Source organism: Polaromonas sp. UBA4122, from assembly GCA_002381615.1.
In the GTDB taxonomy this organism is placed as follows: domain Bacteria; phylum Pseudomonadota; class Gammaproteobacteria; order Burkholderiales; family Burkholderiaceae_C; genus Polaromonas.
Genome location: DFWY01000101.1, coordinates 35,161 through 58,568 on the forward strand (window position 1 = coordinate 35,161; position 23,408 = coordinate 58,568).

A 23,408-nucleotide genomic window follows, 5' to 3' on the forward strand; every position below is an offset into this window, starting at 1 on the left:
GTACCTCCACTGGCGCCACATGAGTACCACCCAGCCACTGCGTCTTGCATTAGTGGGCAACCCCAATTGCGGTAAAACCGCATTGTTCAACCGTCTAACCGGCGCCCGGCAAAAAGTTGCGAATTATGCCGGTGTGACCGTCGAACGCAAAGAGGGGCAGTTCACATCCGCCGCAGCGTGTTCTTATCAAATCGTCGATCTTCCTGGCGCATACAGTCTGAACGCGATGACGCCCGACGAGGCCATCACGCGCGACGTATTGTTCGGCAGCCGTGCAGATGAGACGCCGCCAGACGTGATCGTGCTGGTTGCAGACGCCACGAATTTGCGATTGAACTTGCGTCTTGTGCTGGAAGTCTTGCGCCTGAAGCGCCCGACCGTATTGGCCTTGAACATGGTCGACGTTGCCCAAAAGCGCGGCCTGGTGATTGACACGGCCAGGCTGCAGGCCGAGCTGGGCATTCCCGTCATTGAAACCGTTGCCGTCAAACCGGGAGGAGGATCGGCGCTGATCGCGCAGCTGGACACCATGTCACCGCAGCCTCAGCGGCATGACATGCCGGCTGACGGCGTAGCGCGATTCAACACCGATAACACCGCAAGCCTGGAAGCCACGCAACGAGAGGTCCGCCGTATTCTGGACGCGGTCATCAAGAAGGCAGGCAGGGAGCAAACCACGGGCGACAAAATCGACGCCATTGTGCTTCATCCTGTGCTCGGCTACGTCCTCCTGGGAGTCCTCCTGTTCCTGATTTTTCAGGCCGTGTTCAGCTGGTCGAAATTGCCCATGGACCTGATGAAGAGCGCTGTGGACGGGCTCGCTCAGGCCGTGCACGCCGCCATGCCTGAAGGTGTCCTGCGCAGTCTGGTTGTCGACGGCATTCTGTCCGGCGTCGGCAGCGTGCTGGTATTCCTGCCGCAGATACTGATTCTTTTTCTGTTCATCCTGTCGCTCGAGGACTCCGGCTATCTGCCACGCGCTGCTTTCCTGCTGGACCGGCTGATGGGCAGCGTCGGACTGTCAGGCCGGGCCTTTATTCCGCTATTGTCGAGTTTTGCCTGCGCCATCCCGGGCATCATGGCAACGCGGACCATTCAAAATCCGCGTGACCGCCTGGCAACCATCATGATCGCGCCGCTGATGACCTGTTCGGCGCGGCTGCCGGTGTACGCCTTGATCATCGGAGCATTCATTCCCGATCGCTCCGTCGGCATTTTCAATTTGCAGGGGCTGGTGCTGTTTGGCTTGTATATTGCCGGCATCGTATCCGCAATGGCCGTTGCCTATGTACTCAAGCGCACAATGAGCAAGGGGCAGTACCAGCCGCTGATGCTGGAGCTGCCGAATTACCATTGGCCGAATCTGCGCAATCTGATCATCGGTCTGTGGGAACGTACCAGGATATTCATCACCCGTGTCGGTACCATCATTCTGGCGCTGATGATTCTGTTGTGGTTTCTGTCCAGTTTTCCGGCACCGCCAGTGGGTGCGATCGGTCCGGCGATCCAATACAGCCTGGCCGGACGGCTCGGGCATTTGCTGGAAGTGGTGTTCGCGCCGATTGGGTTTAACTGGCAGATCGCAATTGCGCTAATTCCAGGCCTGGCTGCGCGTGAAGTCGCGGTCGGCGCGCTCGGCACCGTCTATGCACTATCCGCCACCGGCGACCAGCTGGCGACCACATTGACGCCAATGATTGCAGCGACATGGACTCTGCCGACCGCGCTGTCTTTGCTGGCCTGGTATGTATTCGCGCCGCAATGTATTTCGACCCTCTCGATTGTCAAGCGTGAGACCAATTCCTGGAAACCGGCGCTGGCCATGGCGGGTTATATGTTTGCGTTGGCCTATCTTGGATCGTTCGCAACCTATCAAATCAGCCGCGCCTTGTCAGGAGGGGCTTAATGCAGGAATCTATCGCCGTTATCATTGTCGTTTACGCGTTCTGCTTGGTTGCGAAACGTTATGTGCCGCAATCGGTACAGCGGTTTGCGCGTATTCATATGGCGCGAGCTGCAAGGCGGTTGGGATGGATGGGTATAGCGAGCAAGTTCGAAACGGAAAAGCCGCCGGCACCTTCATGCTCGGATGGTTGCGGAAGCTGCGGCCGTTGTGGTTCCAGCGAGGCTGAACCCGCCATCAAGAGCTTCAGCATTTCGCCGGGGTCGATAAAGCGTTCGAGTAGCCGTTTTTAAAAGTCGGTGGATTTAGGGGTAGCGCAGCAGCGCAAAAAAAGACCACCTCGCGGTGGCCTTTTGAAAGCCCTCCTGGCGTGGAGGACATCATTGGGAGATCAACTCAATGGGTTACCAACGTTTTTTCTATTCCCTCACGCTTCGATGGTTGTGACAGCAACGTAAGGACTGTGGCGCACGGCTTCTGTTCTGACCATCCCCTAAATGGAGGAGTCGTCGAGTTTTTTTGGCCCAAATCGCAGAATTTCTTGATTTGTCTTACGATTTTTGATCTGCAGCCGGCAATTCGACAATAAAGGTGGCGCCGCCGCCGGGGCGGGCTTCGCAGCGGACGGTGCCGCCATGGCGCTGGCTGATGGATTTGACCAGGGCCAGCCCCAAGCCGACGCCGCCCTCACGCTCGCTGGCGCCCGGCAAGCGGTAAAACGGTTGAAAAATGCGCTCACGCTGCCCGGCTGGGACGCCCGGGCCGCGGTCATGCACCTTGATCACGGCCAGTTGCTTCATGCCCACATGAATTTGCGCCAGCTCCAGGCTGATGTCGCCGCTGCTGTAGCGCCTGGCGTTTTCCAGCAGGTTGCGGATCAGCCGGCGCAGCAGCCGCGGAGAGCCTTGCACCATCAGGCTGTGGCCAGTACTGGCGATGCCCAGCTCGGCTTGCAGTTCGGCATTGACGCGCGAGCATTCCTCGGCGGCCAGCCCGGTCAGGTCCAGCGTTTCAAAAGGCTCGGCGTCAGCCTGCCGGGCATCGAGCCGGCTGGCCAGCAGAATTTCATCGATCAACTGGTCGAGCTCGTTGATACTCCGCAAAATTTCAACTCGCCGGTTAATAGCGGGGGCCAGCGCAGTACGCGAAGCGACAAGCGTGGGGGCATCGTTCTCCATCAGTTCAAGCCCCATGCGAATGCGGGCCAGCGGCGAGCGCAACTCGTGCGAGGCATTGGCCAGCAGGGATTTGTGCGATTCCATCAGGGTCTCAATCCGCTCGGCAGCGTGGTTGAAACGCCTGGCCAGAAAAGCCACCTCATCGTGGCCCTCGGCATTGATACGCGCAGACAGGTCGCCGGCACCCCAGCGTTCCACGCCTCGTTGCAGGGCCTCCAGCCGCAGCGTCAGGCGACGCATGACGGGGTAAGCCCCCAGCGCCACGGCGAACCCCACAAGACCCAGCATCCAGCCAAAACTGAAACCAAACGGCGGCCGCATCCAGGGATTGCCGGGGGGACGTTTGGGCCGCGGCAGCAGCAGGTTCAGGGTCTGGCCGTCTTGGGTGACAACATCAAATTCCAGGTCCTCGCCCATCTGGCGGTCGGGCCTGGTTTGCGCCATACCGATGATTTCGCCCGTGGCATTGTGAATCAGTACTTCACGTATCGGCAGTTGCGGCGGGTCGCTGGTCAGCCGCCACGCAGCACCCACCAGAAAAGTCAGCACCATCACGGTCGCCACCACAGCGAGCCAGATGCGGACGTACAGGTGCGAGGTAAAGCGTGCCCACATAAAGAGAGTCAGTCTTGCTGCTTCGCAAAAACATAGCCCACACCACGCACCGTGAGAATGCGTTTGGGGTCTTTGGCATCCAGCTCAATGGCGCTGCGGATGCGGCCCATGTGCACGTCAATCGAGCGGTCAAACGCTTCAAGCTCGCGCCCGCGCACGGCTTCCATGATCTGGTCGCGGGTGAGCACCCGGCCCGCGCGCTCGGCCAGTGTCACCAGCAGGTCAAACTGGTACGAGGTTAGCTCGCAGGGGTTGCCAGAGACGGACACGGTGCGCGCATCGCGATCGATTTCGAGCGAGCCAAAGCGCATGACCTTGTGGGTACCTCCTGCTGCGTCGCCGCCACCGGCTTCACCGCCGCGGCGCAGTACCGCGCGAATGCGTGCCAACAGTTCGCGCGGCTCAAAGGGTTTGGGCAGGTAATCGTCCGCGCCAATTTCCAGACCCACGATGCGGTCCATCGGGTCGCCCTTGGCGGTGAGCATCAGCACGGCGGGGCGCGCGGAGTCGCTGGCCTGGCCCTTGATGCGGCGGCAGATTTCCAGGCCATCCATGTCGGGCAGCATCAGGTCCAAAATGACCAGATCGGGGGGACTGGCCTCCAACGCAGCGAGGCCGCTGGCGCCATCGCCAGCGTGAGTGAAGCCATAACCTGACTGGCGCAGATATTCACCCACCATGGCGGCCAGGCGGGCGTCGTCTTCGATCATTAAAAGCTGTTGGGTCATGGGCGGGTCCTCGGTTGCAGGGATGTCCCTTTGGGAAAGTCACAATGAAATTCATGGTGCGCGCAGCGCAATAATCCCGCTTGAAGCCACCGTAAAGTTACGGTAAATCGCAGTGGTTTTGTCGCAGCATACTCTTTTGAGCTGGGCCGCCAAGGTTTAAATAACGCTATTTAATTGATAGCCGTTCACACCCGTATCTATTGGGTTTGAGGCACTTTTGTCCTTGAAGCAAGCCATACCAACAGCAGCACCGGCAAACCCAGCAAGGCAGTCGCAGTGAAAAAGTGGCTATAGCCAAAGGCGTCCACATACTTGCCCGAATAACCCGCCAGGAACTTGGGCAAGAGCAGCATCATGGAACTGAAGAGGGCGTATTGGGTGGCCGAATAGTTGACGTTGGTCAGGCTCGACAAGTAGGCAATGAAGGCCGCCGAGGCGATGCCGCTGGAAAGGTTGTCCGCTGAAATAACCAGAATCAGCGCGTTGACATCATGCCCGCGTGTCCCCAGCCAGGCAAACAGCAGGTTGCTGGCAGCGCTGAGTACGGCGCCCAGCATCAGGACGCGCATCACGCCGAAGCGCATGGCCAGCGCACCCCCCATAAAGGCGCCGACCAGCGTCATGATGACGCCAAAGATCTTGGTCACGGCCGCCACTTCATCCTTGGTGTAGCCCATGTCCACATAAAACGGATTGGCCATGATGCCCATGACGACATCGCTGATGCGGTAAACCGCAATCAGCGCCAGGATCAGCAGGGCCTGCTTGCCATAGCGGCGCAAAAAATCGGCAAACGGGTCTATCAGTGCACTCTTGAGCCAGTCGGCCGCATTTTTGCTCGGTGGCAGTTCGCGGCGTAGGGGTTCTGGCGAAAAGAGCACCGTCGCCATACCGAGCAGCATGGAGGCGGCCATCACCAGATAGGCGGTTTGCCACGCGCCGTGCTGGTATACGGCGCCATCGACCACTTCGGAGCGCGCTGCAATCCACAGGGCACCGGCGCCCGCCCAGATCATCGCGATGCGGTAACCGGTTTGATAGGTGGCGGCGAGTGCGGCCTGGCGTTGCGGGTCGGCCGATTCAATGCGGTAGGCATCCAGTGCAATGTCTTGCGTGGCCGAGCCAAACGCCACCGCCAGCGCACACCACACCACGGGTTGCAGGGCCAGCTTGGGGTCGGTCAGGGCCATGGCCACCAGTGCCGTCATGATGATGGTCTGCGACAGCAGCAACCAGCTGCGCCGACGCCCGAGCCAGCGTGTGAGCAGCGGGATGGGCAAGCGGTCGACCAGCGGCGCCCACACCCACTTGAAGCCGTAGGCCAGGCCGACCCAGCTCAGATAGCCAATGGTGGTGCGGTCAATGCCGGCCTCGCGCAACCAGAAGCTCAGCGTGCCGAACACCAGCAGCAGCGGCAGTCCAGCCGAAAAACCCAGCAGCAGCATGCGCAGTGTTGCGGCCTCGGTATACACATGCCAGACATCGCGCCAGGGGTTCTTCCTGGCGCTGGATGCAGGGCTCAAGGAGGTGCTGGCGGCGCCGGCAGCGCCAGGGGTCGGCAATTCGGAGGAGGGGGGTTTGTCTGACATGGGCATTTCAATTTGTGACTATTATTCACGCATGTGCTTTTTATGCGAAGGCAAACACGCAGCCTGGTCAGGCCGCCGCGCATTTCTGCTGGCGGCTGGCGGCGCGGCGGCTGCTGCCGTGGCCATGCCTTTGCGGGCGCAAGTCGACGTGGGCGGGTCGTCGGGATTGCGCAATCTGGTGCCGGCTGAAGAGGTCGAAGGCGCGGCCACGCAGGAATATTCCAAGCTGCTGGCGCAGGCCCGGGCCAAGGGCGCACTTGCGCCGCAAAGCAACTCGCAGTTGCAGCGGCTGCGCCGCATTGCCACGCGGCTAATACCCCAAACCGCGCAATGGAATGACCGTGCCCGGCAATGGCACTGGGAAGTCAACCTGATTGGCAGCAAGCAAATCAACGCTTTTTGCATGCCGGGCGGAAAAATTGCTTTTTACACCGGCATTCTGGAGCAGCTCAAGCTCACCGACGACGAAGCGGCCATGATCATGGGCCACGAGATGGCGCATGCCCTGCGCGAGCATGCACGCGCCCGCATCGCCAAAAGCCAGGGTACGGGTACCTTGCTGTCGCTGGGTGCGCAGTTGCTGGGCCTGGGTCAGTTGGGCGATATGGCGGCCAGTATCGGCACGCAATTGTTGACGCTGCGCTTCAGCCGCGAAGACGAAACCGACGCCGACCTGGTGGGGCTGGAGCTGGCCGCACGCGGCGGCTACAACCCCCAGGCCTCGGTCAGCCTGTGGCAAAAAATGGAACAGGCGGGTGCGGGCGCCAACGGCCCCAGCTTTCTGTCCACGCACCCCTCCGGCCCCGACCGCATCCAGCAGCTGCAGGCCAACGTTCCCAAGGTCCAGGGCTTGTACCAGCGCGCACGCAGCTGAAGCCGCGTCGGGGCACCACACCCGGGTAGGGGTGTTTCCCGCCAGCATAGCGGACAATACAAGTGCTGCTTTTGCGGCCGCCTGCATTGTTTCCCGCAACCCGCGCGCTTATGACCACTCCTTCCCGGCCCGACTCCCGCAATACCGATCGTGGCCGCATGCCGGCCTTCTTCAGCCGGGCGTGGTGGCGCGCTTTCCGGCCCGCCCGGACCGGCATCAACAGCCGCGAGCGACTGCGTCTGGTGACGGGCTCGCTGATCGGCATCTTCCTGACCGGACTGTTGTGCCACCTCGCTGGCGGCACGGGGGTCTTGAACCTGCCCTGGCTGGTGGCCCCGCTGGGTGCCAGTGCCGTGCTGGTGTTTGCCGTGCCTGCCAGCCCGCTGGCGCAACCCTGGTCCGTTGTGGGCGGCAACACCGTGTCGGCATTGGTGGGCATTGCCGTTGTCCATGGCACGCATTTGCTGGGCTTTCCTGACTTGGCGGCCGGGCTCGCGGTGGCCACCGCCATTGCCCTGATGCTGGCCCTGCGCTGCCTGCACCCGCCGGGCGGCGCAACCGCACTGATGATGGTGCTGGGGGGCATATCAGATCCGGCTTTTGCCTTCTATCCCGTGATGCTCAATTCAGTGTTGCTGGTGGCCGCCGGCATCGCTTACAACAACGCCACACGCAGGTCCTATCCGCATACTCAGCTGCCGCTTGCCAGTGGGGTGTTATCCGGCAAGGCCCGGCAGCTGGACGCGGACCTGGACGCCATACTGGCGCGTTACAACCAGGTGCTGGACGTCAGCCGGGACGACCTTCAAACCCTGCTGGCGGGGACCCAGCTGCGTGCCTACGACCGCAAGCTGGCCGAAGTGCGCTGTGCCGACATCATGTCGCGTGATCTGGTGACCGTGGAGTTTGGCACGACCCTGCAGGAAGCCTGGGCGCTGCTGCGGGGTCGCGCCATCAAGGCGCTGCCGGTGGTGGACAGCAGCTTTCGCATTGCCGGCATCATCACGCTGGCGGATTTCATGCGTGCCGCCGAACTCGATGTGTACGACGGCTTCGACGACAAGCTGCGAAAGCTGCTCCGCAGCACCCGCAGCGCCTACTCGAGCAAGCCCAAGGTGGTGGGCCAGATCATGACGCGCAATGTGCGCGTGGCAGGCATGCAGCGCCACCTCGTGGACCTGGTGCCGCTGTTTGGCAGCACCGGCCATCACCACATTCCCATCATTGGGGAGGGCGAGCGCCTGGTTGGCATGATTACGCAGTCCGACTTGGTGACCGCACTGGGGCGGGCCGCTGACCCGGCCGTGTGACGCTGAAAAGGAGCACACGGAATCGCTGGCACCGCTACACTGTCACGCGGTGGTGCCTGCACCTTAAGATGGGCCATGTGTTACCCCGTTTTCTGGGGGGAAAACAATATGCCCTTTGCAAGGATTACGTCCCCAGTGGCCGACGACAAATTCCCTATCCGTTTCGGCGGCGGCGTTGCCTCGCCCGGTGTGAAATCCGCAGCGACCGTCCTGCCGTCATGAGCACCACAGACCCGGCTTTTCTCGCATTTCTGGAAGCGCAGCGTGCGGATTACCGCAGTTCGCTGCCCCAGCGGCTGGTACAAATTGAGTCGCTCTGGCGCCAGGTGCTGAACGACGAAGCGCCAGCGCAAGCGCTGGCAAGCCTGGAGCGCTGTGCGCACAGCCTGGCGGGCTCGGGCGCAACCTTCGGCTTTGCCGCTCTGGGCGACGCCGCACGGGTGCTGGAACTGGCCGTCAGTCCGCTGCTGGGCACTACACACGCCTTGACGTCCACGGCACAGAGCGAAGTGAGCCGGGCTGTTGAAGCGCTCCAGCGCAGCCTGTCTGGCGAGACTGGAATTCAGGGCATCTAGCCCCTAACCCTGTAACAAGACCGTCTCATGTCCTCTACCGATACGACCCTGAAAAACATGCCACATCCAAAAATTCATCAACATCGAATTGGTCTGGTTGCTGGAGCGATTCTGATTGTCGTGACTCTGCTGGCGGGCGTAACAGTCTTTTTCGTCATGGAGCGTCATGCCAAGGAGCTTCTGGGTAAAAGCCTGCAGATGTCCCTGAAAAATCGCGTGCAACTAAGCCAGACTGAAATTGGAGCCGGTTTTGACAGAACGATGCTCATTGCCACTCGTCCTACGCTGATGGATCAGATGCAACGGGTGAATGCAGACGCGGAAGAGGGCCCTGCCCGGGGCGCGCTAAACACGATCGCTCAATCGTTTCTCCAGACCGGACTTACGGGCATTGTGCTGCTTGACAAAGACGGACGCGAGCTGGCGCATGCCGGCTCCTTTGCACAAAAGTCAGTGCTGACCGTCCTGCTTAATCTGCCTGGGCGCGTGCAATTAATGTCGGATGGGCAACTGTTGCTGCATGCCGAGGCCGACATGAAACAGGCAGGACGTGTTGTTGGCAAGGTCATTACGGAAACATCGCTGCCTGCCACCACGGGCGCGCTCAAGGATGCCAGCCTTCTGGGCGAAACGGGAGAGCTGGCGCTGTGCGCGCCCTTCGGCCTCAACATGCAGTGCTTCCCAACGACGCTCAACCCCAAGAGCTTCACGCTATCCAAAAGGTCACCACAAGGCGTGTCATTGCCGATGACGCATGCCTTGGAGGGCGACACCGGATTCATTACCGCCCACGATTATCGCAACCAGGAGGTGGCGGCGGCTTACGCGCCGGTTGGCGATCTTGGGCTGGGGATGGTGCTGAAAATGGACAGCGCCGAACTGTATGCGCCCGTGTGGAGCCAGCTGCGCTATCTGATTCCGCTTCTGGCCGGCCTGCTTGCCCTCGCGCTGTTGTTGCTGCGTTGGCTGCTCACTCCGCTGGTGGTCGGGCTGGTTCGCTCGGAAGCGCAAGCCCAAAAGATGAGTGCAAGTTTGCGCGACAGCGAACGCCACGAACGGGCGCTGCTGGACAATGTGGATGAAGGCCTAGTGAGCATCTCCGATGTCGGCATGATTGAACTGTTCAACCCGGCTGCCGAGCACATGTTCGGCTACCGCAGCGAGGAAGTCGTCGGCAAGAACGTATCCATGCTGATGCCGGAGCCTTACCACAGCGAGCACGATGGCTACCTGGGGCGCTATCTTCAAACCGGTCAGGCGAAAATCATCGGAATCGGTCGCGAGGTGAAGGGGCTGCGCAGTGACGGCGGCGTTTTTCCTATGGACCTGCGAATTTCGGAGTTTTTCCTGGGAGGGCGTCGTCAGTTCATTGCCAGCATACGCGACATCACCGAGCGCAAGCGCATTACCGAGGCGTTGCGTGCCAGTGAATTGCAGTTGCGCCAGATCACCGACACCGTACCGGCCCTGATTGCCTACCTGGATCTGGAACAACGATTCCGCTTTCACAACAAGGCCTACGAAGAGGTTCTTGGCCTGAGCTTCGGGCAGATCAATGGCCACACCCTGGTCGAAGTGCTCGGCCCGCAAACCTACGGGGGTGTCCAGGACAAGGTTGAAGAAGTGCTGAGCGGCTATGCCGTGCACTACGAGCGCGACCAGATGACGTCGCAGGGCAAGCTCAGAAGCTACGCCTTTCAGTTTTTCCCGCGCTATGGCGAGGGCGCGGACGAAGGCAAGGTCATCGGCTTTTTCTCGATGGGCACCGACATCACCGAGCTCAAGCGCATTGACCGCATGAAAACAGAATTCGTCTCAACAGTCAGCCACGAGTTGCGAACACCGCTGACCTCGATCCGCGGTTCGCTGGGACTGATCGCGGGCGGTGTGGCCGGTGAACTGCCTGAGGCCGTGAAGAGCCTGGTGGGCATTGCCAAGAACAACTGCGAGCGCCTGATCCGGCTGATCAACGACATCCTGGACAGCGAAAAAATCGAGTCTGGCAAGATGCGCCTGGACCTGCAGGTCGTCAACATCAGGCAGCTGGTCCAGCAGACGCTGGCCGCCAATGAAGGTTTCGCGGGCCAACACCGCGTGAAGATGCTGTTGCAGGCGCCCGATGCGTCGCTGCAGGTGCGCATTGACAGCGACCGCATGACCCAGGTGCTGACCAATCTGCTGTCCAATGCTGTGAAGTTTTCACCGCCGGAGAGTGCGGTGGAGGTGAAGGTGTCCCGCGTGGGCCAACAGGTGCGAGTCGAAGTCGCGGACCACGGCCCCGGTATTCCGGAGGAATTTCGCGGCAGGATCTTTCAGAAATTTTCTCAAGCGGATTCTTCCGATAGCCGGCAGAAAGGCGGGACCGGTCTCGGGCTCAACATTTCCAGAGCCCTCATCGAGAAGATGGGCGGCCAGATCGGCTTTAGCAGCGAGGCGGGTGCAGGCACCACCTTCTTCTTTGAGTTGCCAGAATGGCGGGACCCGGCGCCGCTGCGCCAGCCTTTCAGGGCGCGGGCTGCATCCCCCAGGCATCGCATCCTGATTTGCGAGGGCGACCTCGACGTTGCGAGACTCATCAGCATGATGCTGGGCAAAGCCGGGTTTGAAGTCGATATCGCGCATAGTGCAGCTCAAGCTTTGACATGCCTTACGCGCAACAACTACGATGCCGTGACGGTGGACCTGAAGCTGCCAGGCCAACACGGCGCCGCCTTCATCAGTGCGCTGCGCGGCGAAGAAAGAACACGCCACCTGCCCGTCGTGGTGATCTCGGCCATGGCCGAAGCAGGGCGGTTGCAGTTCAACCACAAACCGCTGACAGTCTCGGACTGGCTTGAAAAGCCGATCGACGAAAACCTGCTGATCCTCAGCGTTCGCCGGGCCGTCGCCGGCCTGCATTCAGGCAAGCCGCGCATCCTGCATGTGGAAGACGATCCAGACATCCAGCGTATCACCGAAGCGATTGTCCAGGATTTTGCAGACTTCGAATTTGCGGCCACGCTGGACCAAGCCCGAGCCCGGCTGCGCGAGCACCGGTTTGACCTGGTGCTGCTGGACCTCGCGTTGGGCGAGGATTCGGGCTGGGATCTCGTGGCTGATATCGATGCGCTCGATCCACGGCCGCCGGTGATCGTGTTTTCGGCCAGCGATGTGGATCCGGCCGACGGCCAGCGGGCCGAAGCGGTCCTGCTCAAAGCCCATACTTCCAATACCGAGCTGTTAAATACCATCCAGCGGATTCTTCAGATTCCCGGAGACCCTGGCCCCACCCGTCCCCAAACCCTGAGTTGACCCATGCCCGCACCCTTGAATCGCATTCTTTATGTTGAAGACGAACCGGACATCCGCGCCGTGGCGCAGATGGCCCTGGAAGCCGTGGGAGGTTTCGTCGTGATCGCCTGCGCCTCCGGTCAGGAAGCGCTGAGTGCCGCACCGCAGGCCCAGGCCGATCTGTTGCTACTGGACGTCATGATGCCCGGCATGGACGGGCCCAACACGCTCAAGGCTTTGCGTGCGCTACCTGCCACAGCCCAGACGCCGGTGATCTTCATGACGGCCAAGGTGCAGGCCGCAGAAGTGACGGTATACAAGGGCCTGGGCGCGCTGGAAGTGATTCCCAAGCCCTTTGACCCGATGGAGCTTTCTGCGCAGATTCAGCGTATCTGGGCGGCGCAGATTTGATGTTTGGCGCTTGAGTTTGTCGCTGTTTAAGGGTTAAAAGTGACGATAGCCCTTATGGGACGGATGTAAGTAGCTATTGATTTTATAGTGACCAGGTCCATACAGGGTCGTGCGAACATGTCACAATGTTGGGTACAGAAACTGGAAACTGCCGGGCGGTCAAGGCCGCAGAGGCAAATCCGTTGCAACGCAGCGAATGGAGGCTTCAGAATGGCTAAGCGCTCGTTTCCCCTGTCCAAGGTCTACGGTCTGCTCGAGCCGGGACCGGTGGTGCTGCTCACCACCGCGCACAAAGGCGCGGCCAACGTCATGACGATGTCGTGGCACACAATGATGGAGTTCGAGCCGCCGCTGGTGGGTTGCGTCGTCAGCAACCGCGACTTCAGCTTCGATGCGCTCAAGGCGACGCGTCAATGCGTACTCAACATTCCCACGGTGGAACTGGCGGCGAAGGTAGTGGGCTGCGGCAACACCTCCGGCCGCCGCGTGGACAAGTTCAAGTCCTTCGGCCTGACGCCGGAACCGGCGTCGCTGGTCGGCGCGCCGCTGATCGCCGAGTGCTACGCCAACCTGGAATGCCGGGTGGTCGATACGCGGCTGATGAATCGCTACAATTTCTTCGTGCTCGAGGTGCTCAAAGCGTGGATCGACCCGGCCTGCAAAGAACCGCGCACGCTTCATCACCGGGGGCGGGGCGTTTTCATCGTGGCCGGCGAGACGATCAAGCTGCCGTCGAAGATGAAGTGACCTGAGCTGATCGACGAGTTTCGGTCCAGACAAAAGAGAATTTTTATCTCGATGATGCGCTTGGCATTTTGGACCAGGCATGGAATTGGCTCTAGGCGTCGGCGATTCGACCGTCGACCGGTTCAGGCGACCCTGATACGTCTTCAGATTGACCGAAAGCAGCTTTTAACGTGCCGCATAACCGGCCCGCGCAGAGCGGGGGGTCCGTGTTGATCGGAGCTTGGACGCCGCCTCACGCCGTGCCTCAGATCTCGCAGCGCCACACTAGTGACCACCCAGGAGCCGGCCGTTGACCATCTGCCCGTACATCGAATCGGGAGAGTCGTGGAATTTCTTTCGCGTGGCTTCGACGGAGCCGGTAAAACGCGGGTCCTGAGGGCGGTCCTGGCTGTTCATGAACATGGCAACATCCCACGCGTCCTGATCGCTGAGCATTCCACCGCGACTCAAAGGCATGTTCGCTTTGATGAACCCGGCCGCGTTGCCCACCTGGTGCATGCCAGCTCCCCAGTTGAAAGAGTTCTTGCCCCATAGCGGTGGAAATGTCACCTGTCCCGCGCTGCTCTGGCCTTGCCCGTCTGCGCCGTGGCAAAGGGCGCAATTGGCTGTGTAGACACGCTCACCTCGTGCATAGTCTGCTGACAGCGGCGGCTTGGGCAATTTGGGATAACCACTTCCTGGCACTTTGGTTCCGACCGGCGCTCCTTTGGCGAGCCAGTAGGAATATGACTCAAGCGCGACCAGCACCGGATCGCCCAGAGGCGGAGCCTTGCCGTTCATGCTGTAGCGAAAGCACCCCTGGATTCGTTCGGCCAACGTGCTGATCTTGCCGTCCTTGGCGCGGTAGGCCGGGTATGAAATGAATGCCCCCCACAGAGGGGCCGAGTCGGCGCGCCGGCCCGCATCCAAGTGGCAATTTGCACACCTGAGAGAGTTGCCGACGAACTTGCCAGCAAATTCACGGGTGCGTGTGAATATTCGCTCACCTTGTAGAACTACTTTGCCAAACTCGTCGTCAGCAAGGCTGGCTTCGGGGGGCGGCTTGAAAGGCTTCGCAGCCGATGTCACTGTTGCGTCCACAGGCGTCGCTGGCTGCGCCGCTGCTGCTGTCTCGGCGGCGCCTCCGATGGAGGCCATCAGGAAGACGAGGGAAAGCATGGCGAATGGGAGACGGAGCCGGGGGTAGTTCATGGCTTGGCTCCTTCGGTCTTGGGACGCCGACTGCCGGCGGTTGGCAGGCTGGCGAAATAGTCGGCCAGCGCGCTGATCTCGGCGTCAGAGAGCTTGTCGGCAATCAGTACCATGAGCGTCAATGGCCCCGGCGGTCGCAGGCCGTGTTTCCATCCCCTGAGTTGACCGGCGATATAGGCGGCGGGCTGTCCTGCCAGCGGAGGGAAGCTTTCTCCGACGCCAAGACCGGCGGGTCCGTGGCACTGGATGCAAGCGGGAAGGCCATCGGTCCAGCGCCCACGCGTGGCAAGCCAAGCACCCGTGTCCGCATGGCTGGCCTCGGGGACGCGAGCGGCCGTGACCGTCGACGGCAAGGCGCTAAAGAACGCAGCCATTGCTTGTCGCTGGGCATCCGTGAGCGCCTTTGCGATTGGCTGCATCACAGCGTTCTGCCGAGTGCTGGCGGCGAACGCATTCAACTGTTCGAGAAGATAGCTTTGGCCGAGACCGGCGAGACGGGGGAAGCCTGCCGCGCCGTTCCCTTCGCCCTTGGCGCCGTGGCAGGCGACGCATGCGGGGACACCTTGGGTCGTCCCTTTCGTCGCTATGGTTTGAGCCATGCTCATAGGAACATCCAGCGCGAAGGCGCTGCCTATCCCGCACATCATCAAGAGCGCGCCAAGCGTCCGGTGCATCGTCCTGGACGCGGAAGCGCGCCGAGCAAATTCAGGCATCTGGCCTCTCCATATTGAATGAATCCATCCAGCTGCTGCTGGTATGGCGACATTAGCGTAAAGCCTCATGAGCGCTCGTAGGACGGCATCTTGATAGCTTGATAGAGCATTGATCGTCATGTTGCAAGCCTCAGTCTGAGACACCGGCCCGATCGACGGGTGATGTCCCCAGCAGCGATTGCGCGCAACGCATCGCATGAGGTATCGGTCTGCGAGCTTACCCTGCGGCAAAAGGTTGCACCCACGCACGGTGGCCTACGCTGTGGATAAATGCCTGAATAACTCAGAAATTTGGTGCCAGCCGTGGGCTTGCCGATCATGCTCGAAAAATAGGCAGTCGGGGTGGCACCTCACGACCCAAAACCGTCCTTCTATTTTCCACGGAGCAGATGCTCAAACGTCGAAGTTCATGGGCGCTGCGCAGCTTTATCGTACGCCGTCCAAGGAGGCCCGACTATTTCGCTTTCGGCCATTTGCCTTCGGCGTTGACGCCATCCTTGCGCGCCCGCCGTGCGGCGTCTTCGTCGCGCGCTGCGTCGATGACCCGCATCACGCCGTTGAGGTCGGCGAGCTTTTCGTTACGCTTGAAGTGCCCGGTAAGTTCGCTCTCCGGCTGCAGCGCACCGGTTTCGTAAAGCGACCAGATTTCCTTGCCGTAGTCGGTGCGCAGAAGTTCCGGGGCGAACTGGCCGAAGTAAGTGGCGAGGTTATCAACGTCGCGCTCGAGCATTCGGCTGGCATTGTTGTTGGCTGCTGCGTCGATCGCCTGCGGCAGGTCGATGATCACCGGCCCATCGCTGTCAATCAGCACGTTGTACTCGGAGAGATCACCATGCACGATGCCGGCGCAGAGCATGCGGACGACCTGCCGGATCAGAACAGCGTGGTAGCGCCGGGCTTCGTCTCCGCTCAGGACGACGTCGTTGAGCCGCGGCGCAGGTGAGCCGTTTTCATCGGTCACCAGCTCCATCAGCAGCACGCCTTCGTGGAAGTTGTACGGCGTTGGCACGCGAACGCCTGCGGCCGCAAGGCGGTGCAGCGCATCGACCTCGGCATGCTGCCAGGCGGCCTCCTGCTCCTGGCGCCCGTAGCGTGAGCCCTTGGCCATGGCGCGGGCCTGGCGGCTGTTCTTGATCTTGCGGCCTTCGGTGTAATCGACGGCCTGACGGAAGCTTCGCTTGTTGGCTTCTTTGTAAACCTTGGCGCAAAGCACCTCATCGCCACACTGGACGACATACACCATGGCTTCCTTGCCGCTCATGAGCTGACGGATGACCTTGTCGACCAGGCCATCGGCCACCAGTGGCTCGATTCTGCTCGGGGTTTTCATGCCTTCTGTTCGCTCTTGTGCAGCTTGCCATAGGCGGTGAGAAGGCGTTGGTGCATGTCGCAGTCGGCCAGGTTCAGCCCGAGCGCGGGCTGGCCGAAAAAGCGCAGCTCGCCTTTGAGAAGGGCTTTGGCCTGGCGCAGCGTTTCGGCACCGTAGAGGTTTTGCAGGGTGGCGGCGTAAGGCGCAGCATCGTCGAGCTTCCGCAGGCTTTCGATGCAGCGGTACACGCGGCGGCGATCGGCATTGATTTGTCCGAAATGGCGAATCCATTCGCATCCTTCGCCGATGGCTTCTTCGTTATCGAACGCCAACGCCAGCAGGGTTTTCAGTTCGCCCACGCGCAGGTCTTTCCAGAACGCGTCGTCGCCGGGTGCTAGGCCGATCAGGGCCGCGACCAGGCGCTCGTCGGTGAGGCCGCTTTCATTGAGCGTGTCGAGTAGATCGCTGCATTCTTCGTTGTCGAGTTCGGGCAGGTGCAGGATGGCTTCGCGGATGCTGTTGGCAACGCTGTTGTTCTCCCATTCGAGTTCGTCGATCGGGTAGATCTCCGACATGCCGGGAACAATAATGCGGCAGGCATAGACGCCCAGATGGGTGAAGTCTGCAACGTAGATGTCGTGGCCGCTGGCGTGAATGCATTCGACCAGCCAGGCATAGTCTTCGGCGGTGGTGGTGCTGAAGTTCCAGTCGTGGAATGCGAAATCCGGTTTGTCGCCGAGGAAGTTCCAGCTGATGATGCCGCTGGAGTCCACAAAGTGGATTTCGATGTTCGGCGAACTGGCGATTTCTTCGAGGTCGAAACCGGGTTCCGGAAAGCCAGCCAGCGCGTCAAGCGCCCGCCCCTGCAGCAACTCGGTCAGCGCGCGTTCCAGTGCAATTTCGAAGCGCGGATGGGCACCGAAGCTGGAGAAGCAGCCCTGGTCCTGTGAATTGAGCAGGGTCACGTTCATCACCGGGTATTGGCCGCCCAGCGAGGCGTCTTTCACCAGAATGCCGAAGCCGGCGTCACGCAGGCCTTGGATGCCGGCCGCGATGCGCGGATAACGATTGATGACGTCTTGCGGCACGTCAGGCAGGCAAAGCCCCTCGCTGATGATGCGGAACTTGATGTGGCGCTCAAAAATTTCCGACAGCGCCTGCGTTCGCGCCTCAGCCTGCGTATTGCCGGCCGACATGCCGTTGCTGACATACAGGTTGCCAATGACGTTGACCGGGAAGTGGATCACGGCCTCGTCACGCTGGCGCACGTAGGGAAGGGCGCAGATTCCGCGCTCCATGTTGCCCGAGTTGAAATCGACCAGGGTGCTGGCGTGGATGCTGCCCTTGGGGTTGTAGAACTGCTGCAGTTCGGGCGTTAGCAGGGCGCGCGGCCATGCGCCGCCCGCCCCGGGCGCAAACCACTGCTCCTGCGGATAGTGCACGAAACTGCGACCCGCGCCGCCCTCGGCGTATGGCTGGCCGAGGTAGTAGTGGTTCCAGAAGTAGTTGCAAGACAGGCGTTCAAAAAATTCGCCGAGCGCGCTGGCCAGCGACGCCAGTTTGGAGGCGCCCTTGCCGTTGGTGAACATCAGCGGGCAGTCCCGGTCGCGCACGTGCACCGACCAGATGCCATCGATGGGGTTGAGCCACGAACGTTCCTCAACGTGAAAGCCAAGGGCCTCCAGCTTGGCCTGCATGGTGTTGATCGAGGATTCAAGCGAGGCATCCTTGCCGACGATGAAGCTTTCTGATTGCATGGGTAGTCCTGCTGAGTGCTGTATGGGGAGAGAAATGCCTGCCAGCGCCGCTGGGGACGTTTACCCGTAAAGGGCCGCCGGTGGCTTGGCGACCCCGTGGTGGTCGATATCGGCAGTTCGTTATCGGTGATGCGGGGTCGGCAACCGGGGACGACGGCGCCCGGACTGAGGTGAAGCTTGTGATTATCTCGCATCGGCGCCTTACTCGGCATGCCCCCATGCAGTGCGAGGGCTTAGGCGGCCGCCAGCACCTTGCGCACGGATCGCGGTGATTTCTACCTCATCGGGCGGGCGATGAATTGGGGTGCCGTTGTAGTTTGCCGCTATCGGGCCTTTTGCTGAATGTCGGCTTCTGGCCGTTATATAGACATCTCTAATGGTTTGAGGCGGGGTGCTCAATCTGCCGCCAGGCAGTACGATGTAGGGCAAACGAGATCCGACCATGACCAAGACCGACATCCTGACCGTCACCATGAATCCAGCCCTGGACGTGTCAACGTCGACCGACAAGGTAACGGACACGCACAAACTCAGATGCACTGCCGCGAAACTTCACCCTGGGGGTGGCGGGATCAACGTGGCCCGCGTCGTGCAGCGGCTGGGCGGCGACTGTCTCGCGCTTTACCCGGCTGGGGGAGCGAAAGGGCAGTTGCTGCGACAGATGCTCGACCAGGAGCAGGTGCGCAGCCATTGTGTCGCTATTGCAGATGAGACGCGTGAGAGCTTTTCTGTCCACGAAGTGTCTAGCGGGCGTGACTTTCGCTTTGTGTTGCCCGGGCCTGCATTGACGCCACTGGAGTGGGAGGCCTGCCTGGAGTACGTGAGCGTACTCGAAGTGCCTCCCCGTTATCTGGTGGCCAGTGGCAGCCTGCCGCCCGGTGTGCCTGACGACTTTTACGCGCGACTGGCAAGGCTGGCGCGCGCGCGCGGCAGCCTTGTGGTGGTGGATACGTCAGGTCCGGCGCTGGCAGCAGCGCTGGCAGAAGGGGTGTATCTGGTGAAGCCAAGCCTGCGGGAGTTGCGCGACCTGACCGGCCGGCCGCTGACCACCGAGCCGCAGTGGCGCGAGGCTGCACGGCAGATCATCAAGGATGGACAGGCGCAGGTCGTGGCACTGTCTCTGGGCGAGGACGGCGCACTGCTTGTCACCGCGGACAGAACGCTACGTGCCCAGAGCGTGCCGGTGAAGGTGGAAAGTTCCATTGGTGCCGGCGACAGCTTTGTCGGCGGCCTGATCTGGGCGTTGAATCGAAATGCCGATCTTGAGCAGGCGTTCCGCTATGGCATGGCGGCAGGCGCAGCCGCCATGCTCACTGCGGGAACCGCGCTGGGCCAGGCGGCGGATGTGGAACGGCTCCACAACGAGGTAACCGTCGCGCCAGCCTGAGCCGATGACCCGCAAGCCTCGCGCTGCTTCATGGTCTTGCCGCGCAGGACGCTACATGTTGCGCCGGTACTGCTCACCCACCTCGAACGTCATCAGCACAGCATAATGCCAGGGGCCTGCCTTTGTCGCGCGGATCAGATTTGCGCCCCACTTCTCCTCAACAATTATTTGAACCAGATCCTCCGATGAAGAATACTCAGTCATCGCTTGCCGCCCTCACCCTTGGCGCCGTAGGGGTCGTTTATGGCGATATTGGCACCTCACCGCTCTATGCATTCAAAGAGGTTTTTGCCAGCGGGCACGTTCCCGTCACCCCGGATAACGTCTTAGGCGTCCTGTCCCTGTTCTTCTGGACGCTGACAGTGATCGTATCGATCAAATACGTCGTCCTCATTATGCGAGCGGACAACCATGGCGAAGGAGGGTTGATGGCGCTCCTTGCACTGGCTTCCCAGTCGGTCAAGGACAACCCCAGACTCAGGCGGACACTCATGATTTGCGGGGTGTTTGGCGTGGCGCTGTTCTTTGGGGATGGCGTGATCACACCCGCCATATCCGTGTTGTCCGCAGTGGAAGGCCTGGAGATCGTGACCCCGACAGCCAAGCCCTATGTCCTGCCGATAACCTTGACTGTGTTGGTCCTGCTTTTCATGGTTCAAAGGCGCGGGACAGATCAACTTGGAAAGTTTTTCGGACCGATCATGGTTGTCTGGTTTGTCGCTATTGGCCTGATGGGGCTGGTGCCCATCATCAACCATCCCGCAGTGCTCAAGGCAGCCTCACCTTACTACGCATTGCATTTTGGTGTAGAGCATTACCAAGTTGCGTTCGTCACCCTGGGTGCCGTATTTCTTTGCGTAACTGGGGCAGAAGCGCTCTATGCAGATATGGGCCACTTTGGCAAATCGCCTATTCGTGTGGCTTGGTTTACTCTGGTGATGCCGTCATTAATATTGAACTACTTCGGGCAGGGTGCCCTTGTGTTGGTCAATTCGAAGTCCGTCGGGAACCCGTTTTTCTTGATGATGCCTGACTGGGCAACCATCCCGATGGTTGTCCTTGCAACTGCCGCCACGGTGATTGCGTCCCAAGCACTGATTTCCGGGGCTTTTTCCGCCGCCAAGCAGACGATCCAGCTCGGATACTTGCCGCGACTGTCCATTCTTCACACCTCCGAGTACGACACCGGCCAGATTTATGTTCCGGCCGTGAATTTTGCATTACTCCTTGGCGTGGTCTTGGCCGTTGGCATCTTCGGCTCGTCTACCGCGCTTGCTGCGGCTTACGGGATTTCGGTGAGTTTGGTGATGGTGATCACCACGGTCCTGACGTTCTTCGTCATCCGCTACGGCTGGGGTATGCCGCTCTATCTATGCCTTGCCGCGACGGGCTTCTTTTTTGTTGTCGATGTTTCGTTTTTTGCATCCAATCTGCTCAAGATTGCAGACGGTGGCTGGTTTCCTCTGCTGATGGCGGCCGCCCTGTTTGTGATTCTCGTCACCTGGAAAGACGGACGGAGCCTTCTTTCGGCCAAATTGCGCAAGGATGCTCTGGATCTCAAGCCATTTCTTGAAAGTGTTTTGGCTTACCCTCCAGTGCGCGTTCCAGGTACTGCCGTGTTCATGACGGCAGAAGCGGGTGTCGTGCCAAACGCATTGCTGCACAACCTCAAGCACAACAAGGTGCTCCACGAGAACAATTTGTTTCTCACGGTTCAAAGCCAAGAGGTCCCGCGAATCCCCGCGAACAGGCAAGTCGAGATCACCCCACTGGGACACGATTGCTGGCAGGTCATCCTGAACTTTGGTTTCATGGACGATCCCGATGTGCCGCGAGCGCTTCAGCAAATTACCAGTCAGGGTTGCGAGCTGGATCCCATGAAAACGAGCTATTTCCTGTCGCGCGATATCGTAGTTCCGACCATTGGCGATGAAATGGCGCCATGGCGGGAAAAGATATTTGCCCAAATGCACCACAGCGCAAGTGGTGCCGCCAGCTTCCTGCACTTGCCAAACAATGCAGTCGTTGAATTGGGCTCGAAGATTGAAATTTGATACTTGTCAGGACGTCCAGGGGCTGTTGGCGCCAGTTGACTATTGAGTACCCCTGGTCAGTTCTGAATCGGCGCAATCTACTTTGGATGGTCAAATCACGATCGGCGGGAGCACACTACTACCTGTAGGGGTCAATTTTTTCGAATTCCGGTTAATGACAGAACCGTTGACTCTTCGTATGACCGGTGTTATCTGCATCTTCGGCATCTATCACCTTACGGTCCTTTGGCAGTCACGTTGGTCTTGGCACAGTGGTCGATCCGAGCACCTCGAGTTGATCGTTGCCATATACGCGACTCTTGGCATCTTGCTGCTAATTGCGGCACGCAATCACCATTTGGTCAATAATTAAAACCCATATCGCCATATAAATAGTTGACGATTTGACCGGAAAGAACCGATCCAAGGGAACTGTACATAAATTGGAGCAATAAACTCAAGAGACAAAGGTGGATTGATGGAAAGTCTTGATCTCAGAGTCCTGGGTGATGCGCTGAACTGGCAAAGCGCTGGGCACGCGGTCACGCTGGTCACCGTCGTCCAAACCTGGGGTAGCGCGCCGCGGCCACCGGGCGCCCTGCTTGCGGTGCGTGACGACGGGGTGGTGAGTGGTTCAGTATCAGGTGGCTGCGTCGAAGACGATTTGATTGCCCGCATCAAGGCGGGCTTCAAATCTGTCGGCGGTGGCATGCCCGCATTGGATAAGCCTGCCATGATCGCCTACGGTGTCAGCAAGGAGGAAGCGACCCGTTTCGGCTTGCCCTGCGGCGGTACCCTGCGGCTGGTGCAGGAGCCCTTGCTGGACACCACCTGGGTGGCGCAATTGCTGGCGCGCACGGCGGACCATCAGCTGGTGGCGCGCACGCTCACCTTGGCCACTGGCGCGGTGCAGCTGTCGGATGCGGTGCGGGGTCAGTCCATGCACTTCGACGGCAGCACGCTGACCACCGTGTTTGGCCCAAAATGGCGCTTGCTGTTGATTGGCGCCGGCCAGTTGTCGCAGGCCGTGGCGCAGATGGCGCTCATGCTCGATTTTGAAGTGCTGGTGTGCGACCCGCGGGAGGAATATGCTGCCACCCTGGCGACCGGTGTGCCTGGCATTCGGCGCGTCGAAGGCATGCCCGACGATGTGGTGCGCGAGCTGGTGCCCGATGCCCACACGGCAATAGTGGCCCTCACGCACGACCCAAAACTCGACGACATGGCATTGCTCGAAGCGCTCCAGTCAAGTGCTTTCTATGTAGGCGCCTTGGGGTCGCGACGCAACCAGGACGCCCGCAAGGAGCGACTGGCGAAGCACTTCGATTTGAGCGCTGAAGAGCTGGTCCGATTGCACGGCCCGGTGGGTCTGGCGCTGGGTGCCAAAACGCCGGCCGAGATTGCGATCTCCATCATGGCCGAGATCGTGCAGGTCAAAAATGTGGTGGCTGCGGCAGCGGCAACGACCACTGCGGGCGGTGCGCTGATTTGAGTTTGCCCACCGTCATTGTTCTGGCCTCCGGGCGCGGCGAGCGTTTTGCAGCGTCGGGCGGCACCACCCACAAACTGCAGGCACGGCTGGCGGGCAAGACGGTGCTGCAACACACGCTGGATGCCGTGCGAGCCAGTGGCCTGCCGTGGCATCTTGAAGACGGCGGCCATCCCGGCATGGGCGACTCGATTGCAGCCGCGGTGCGGACGACATTGCAGTCCACACCGCAGGCCACTGCCTGGCTGATTCTGCCGGGTGATTTGCCCCTGATTCAGAGTGACACCCTGCGTGCTGTTGCGGCGGCACTGAATGGTCACGATGTGGCG

Annotated in this window: 20 protein-coding genes; 13 read left to right on the forward strand and 7 right to left on the reverse strand. The window is 60.5% G+C overall.

Annotated features, from left to right (window positions below):
- Positions 1–19 precede the first annotated feature (19 nt).
- Positions 20–1,906: a ferrous iron transport protein B gene (gene feoB / locus B3F77_RS13500; RefSeq protein WP_293605448.1), complete on the forward strand. Its 1,887-nt coding sequence runs from the start codon at positions 20–22 to the stop codon at positions 1,904–1,906.
- Positions 1,906–2,196 carry a DUF6587 family protein gene (locus tag B3F77_RS13505; protein ID WP_293605449.1) on the forward strand — a complete coding sequence of 97 codons (291 nt, stop codon included), beginning with the start codon at positions 1,906–1,908 and terminating at the stop codon, positions 2,194–2,196. Before feoB ends, B3F77_RS13505 begins: the two co-directional genes overlap by 1 nt.
- A gap of 258 nt (positions 2,197–2,454) precedes the next feature.
- On the opposite strand, the gene B3F77_RS13510 is transcribed toward B3F77_RS13505, so the two are convergent.
- The 3 genes from B3F77_RS13510 to B3F77_RS13520 all read right to left on the reverse strand — a co-directional run bounded on the left by B3F77_RS13510 (position 2,455) and on the right by B3F77_RS13520 (position 6,013).
- Positions 2,455–3,696, reverse strand: a complete 1,242-nt coding sequence (locus tag B3F77_RS13510; protein ID WP_293605450.1) for a HAMP domain-containing sensor histidine kinase — start codon at positions 3,694–3,696, stop codon at positions 2,455–2,457.
- Between the two features lie 8 nt (positions 3,697–3,704).
- Positions 3,705–4,424 carry a response regulator transcription factor gene (locus tag B3F77_RS13515; protein ID WP_293605451.1) on the reverse strand — a complete coding sequence of 240 codons (720 nt, stop codon included), beginning with the start codon at positions 4,422–4,424 and terminating at the stop codon, positions 3,705–3,707.
- Positions 4,425–4,621: 197 nt separating this feature from the next.
- Positions 4,622–6,013: an AmpG family muropeptide MFS transporter gene (locus B3F77_RS13520; RefSeq protein WP_414703012.1), complete on the reverse strand. Its 1,392-nt coding sequence runs from the start codon at positions 6,011–6,013 to the stop codon at positions 4,622–4,624.
- A gap of 31 nt (positions 6,014–6,044) precedes the next feature.
- Between B3F77_RS13520 and B3F77_RS13525 the strand changes: the two genes are divergently transcribed.
- The 6 genes from B3F77_RS13525 (at position 6,045) to B3F77_RS13550 (ending at position 13,200) form a co-directional block, all read left to right on the forward strand.
- Positions 6,045–6,887 carry a M48 family metallopeptidase gene (locus tag B3F77_RS13525; protein WP_293605453.1) on the forward strand — a complete coding sequence of 281 codons (843 nt, stop codon included), beginning with the start codon at positions 6,045–6,047 and terminating at the stop codon, positions 6,885–6,887.
- A gap of 158 nt (positions 6,888–7,045) precedes the next feature.
- Entirely contained in the window at positions 7,046–8,197 is a 1,152-nt protein-coding gene (locus tag B3F77_RS13530; RefSeq protein WP_293605465.1) for an HPP family protein, read from the forward strand.
- A 218-nt stretch (positions 8,198–8,415) separates the two neighbouring features.
- Positions 8,416–8,772 (forward strand): Hpt domain-containing protein, encoded by a 357-nt coding sequence (locus tag B3F77_RS13535; RefSeq protein ID WP_293605454.1) that lies wholly within the window; start codon positions 8,416–8,418, stop codon positions 8,770–8,772.
- 27 nt (positions 8,773–8,799) lie between these two features.
- Positions 8,800–12,063, forward strand: a complete 3,264-nt coding sequence (locus B3F77_RS13540) for a PAS domain S-box protein (protein ID WP_293605455.1) — start codon at positions 8,800–8,802, stop codon at positions 12,061–12,063.
- Positions 12,064–12,066: 3 nt separating this feature from the next.
- Entirely contained in the window at positions 12,067–12,453 is a 387-nt protein-coding gene (locus B3F77_RS13545) for a response regulator (RefSeq protein WP_293605456.1), read from the forward strand.
- A gap of 210 nt (positions 12,454–12,663) precedes the next feature.
- Positions 12,664–13,200 (forward strand): flavin reductase family protein, encoded by a 537-nt coding sequence (locus B3F77_RS13550; RefSeq protein WP_293605457.1) that lies wholly within the window; start codon positions 12,664–12,666, stop codon positions 13,198–13,200.
- A 264-nt stretch (positions 13,201–13,464) separates the two neighbouring features.
- On the opposite strand, the gene B3F77_RS13555 is transcribed toward B3F77_RS13550, so the two are convergent.
- The 4 genes from B3F77_RS13555 to ycaO form a co-directional block, all read right to left on the reverse strand.
- The gene (locus B3F77_RS13555) at positions 13,465–14,391 is read right to left on the reverse strand and encodes a c-type cytochrome (RefSeq protein WP_293605458.1); all 927 of its coding nucleotides are present in this window, start codon (positions 14,389–14,391) and stop codon (positions 13,465–13,467) included.
- Complete coding sequence (locus B3F77_RS13560; protein WP_293605466.1) at positions 14,388–15,038, reverse strand: c-type cytochrome; 651 nt, start codon at positions 15,036–15,038, stop codon at positions 14,388–14,390. The genes B3F77_RS13555 and B3F77_RS13560 overlap by 4 nt, the downstream gene beginning before the upstream one ends.
- A gap of 520 nt (positions 15,039–15,558) precedes the next feature.
- A complete protein-coding gene (locus B3F77_RS13565) occupies positions 15,559–16,434 on the reverse strand; it encodes a PA4780 family RIO1-like protein kinase (protein WP_293605459.1) in 876 nt (291 codons plus the stop codon).
- A complete protein-coding gene (gene ycaO, locus B3F77_RS13570; RefSeq protein ID WP_293605460.1) occupies positions 16,431–18,170 on the reverse strand; it encodes a 30S ribosomal protein S12 methylthiotransferase accessory factor YcaO in 1,740 nt (579 codons plus the stop codon). The genes B3F77_RS13565 and ycaO overlap by 4 nt, the downstream gene beginning before the upstream one ends.
- A gap of 442 nt (positions 18,171–18,612) precedes the next feature.
- On the opposite strand from ycaO, the gene B3F77_RS13575 reads away from it, so the two are divergent.
- From B3F77_RS13575 to B3F77_RS13590, 5 genes are all read left to right on the forward strand, one after another.
- Positions 18,613–19,557, forward strand: coding sequence for a 1-phosphofructokinase family hexose kinase (locus tag B3F77_RS13575; RefSeq protein ID WP_293605461.1), 945 nt, complete (start codon positions 18,613–18,615; stop codon positions 19,555–19,557).
- Positions 19,558–19,742: 185 nt separating this feature from the next.
- Positions 19,743–21,611, forward strand: a complete 1,869-nt coding sequence (locus tag B3F77_RS13580; RefSeq protein ID WP_293605462.1) for a potassium transporter Kup — start codon at positions 19,743–19,745, stop codon at positions 21,609–21,611.
- 178 nt (positions 21,612–21,789) lie between these two features.
- The gene (locus B3F77_RS20790) at positions 21,790–21,963 is read left to right on the forward strand and encodes a DUF6632 domain-containing protein (protein WP_349678417.1); all 174 of its coding nucleotides are present in this window, start codon (positions 21,790–21,792) and stop codon (positions 21,961–21,963) included.
- Between the two features lie 105 nt (positions 21,964–22,068).
- On the forward strand, positions 22,069–23,082 hold the full coding sequence (locus B3F77_RS13585; RefSeq protein WP_293605463.1) for an XdhC family protein: 1,014 nt from the start codon (positions 22,069–22,071) through the stop codon (positions 23,080–23,082).
- Positions 23,079–23,408: NTP transferase domain-containing protein (locus B3F77_RS13590; protein ID WP_293605464.1), on the forward strand; the 330-nt coding region annotated here is incomplete at its 3' end. The genes B3F77_RS13585 and B3F77_RS13590, both read left to right, overlap by 4 nt.

Excerpts from the sequence above, each read along its gene's own strand:
- feoB (WP_293605448.1), top strand. The coding sequence starts at position 20 with ATGAGTACCACCCAGCCACTGCGTCTTGCATTAGTGGGCAACCCCAAT.
- B3F77_RS13505 (WP_293605449.1), top strand. The coding sequence starts at position 1,906 with ATGCAGGAATCTATCGCCGTTATCATTGTCGTTTACGCGTTCTGCTTG.
- B3F77_RS13510 (WP_293605450.1), bottom strand. The coding sequence starts at position 3,696 with ATGTGGGCACGCTTTACCTCGCACCTGTACGTCCGCATCTGGCTCGCT.
- B3F77_RS13515 (WP_293605451.1), bottom strand. The coding sequence starts at position 4,424 with ATGACCCAACAGCTTTTAATGATCGAAGACGACGCCCGCCTGGCCGCC.
- B3F77_RS13520 (WP_414703012.1), bottom strand. The coding sequence starts at position 6,013 with ATGTCAGACAAACCCCCCTCCTCCGAATTGCCGACCCCTGGCGCTGCC.
- B3F77_RS13525 (WP_293605453.1), top strand. The coding sequence starts at position 6,045 with ATGTGCTTTTTATGCGAAGGCAAACACGCAGCCTGGTCAGGCCGCCGC.
- B3F77_RS13530 (WP_293605465.1), top strand. The coding sequence starts at position 7,046 with ATGCCGGCCTTCTTCAGCCGGGCGTGGTGGCGCGCTTTCCGGCCCGCC.
- B3F77_RS13535 (WP_293605454.1), top strand. The coding sequence starts at position 8,416 with ATGAGCACCACAGACCCGGCTTTTCTCGCATTTCTGGAAGCGCAGCGT.
- B3F77_RS13540 (WP_293605455.1), top strand. The coding sequence starts at position 8,800 with ATGTCCTCTACCGATACGACCCTGAAAAACATGCCACATCCAAAAATT.
- B3F77_RS13545 (WP_293605456.1), top strand. The coding sequence starts at position 12,067 with ATGCCCGCACCCTTGAATCGCATTCTTTATGTTGAAGACGAACCGGAC.
- B3F77_RS13550 (WP_293605457.1), top strand. The coding sequence starts at position 12,664 with ATGGCTAAGCGCTCGTTTCCCCTGTCCAAGGTCTACGGTCTGCTCGAG.
- B3F77_RS13555 (WP_293605458.1), bottom strand. The coding sequence starts at position 14,391 with ATGAACTACCCCCGGCTCCGTCTCCCATTCGCCATGCTTTCCCTCGTC.
- B3F77_RS13560 (WP_293605466.1), bottom strand. The coding sequence starts at position 15,038 with ATGATGTGCGGGATAGGCAGCGCCTTCGCGCTGGATGTTCCTATGAGC.
- B3F77_RS13565 (WP_293605459.1), bottom strand. The coding sequence starts at position 16,434 with ATGAAAACCCCGAGCAGAATCGAGCCACTGGTGGCCGATGGCCTGGTC.
- ycaO (WP_293605460.1), bottom strand. The coding sequence starts at position 18,170 with ATGCAATCAGAAAGCTTCATCGTCGGCAAGGATGCCTCGCTTGAATCC.
- B3F77_RS13575 (WP_293605461.1), top strand. The coding sequence starts at position 18,613 with ATGACCAAGACCGACATCCTGACCGTCACCATGAATCCAGCCCTGGAC.
- B3F77_RS13580 (WP_293605462.1), top strand. The coding sequence starts at position 19,743 with ATGAAGAATACTCAGTCATCGCTTGCCGCCCTCACCCTTGGCGCCGTA.
- B3F77_RS20790 (WP_349678417.1), top strand. The coding sequence starts at position 21,790 with ATGACCGGTGTTATCTGCATCTTCGGCATCTATCACCTTACGGTCCTT.
- B3F77_RS13585 (WP_293605463.1), top strand. The coding sequence starts at position 22,069 with ATGGAAAGTCTTGATCTCAGAGTCCTGGGTGATGCGCTGAACTGGCAA.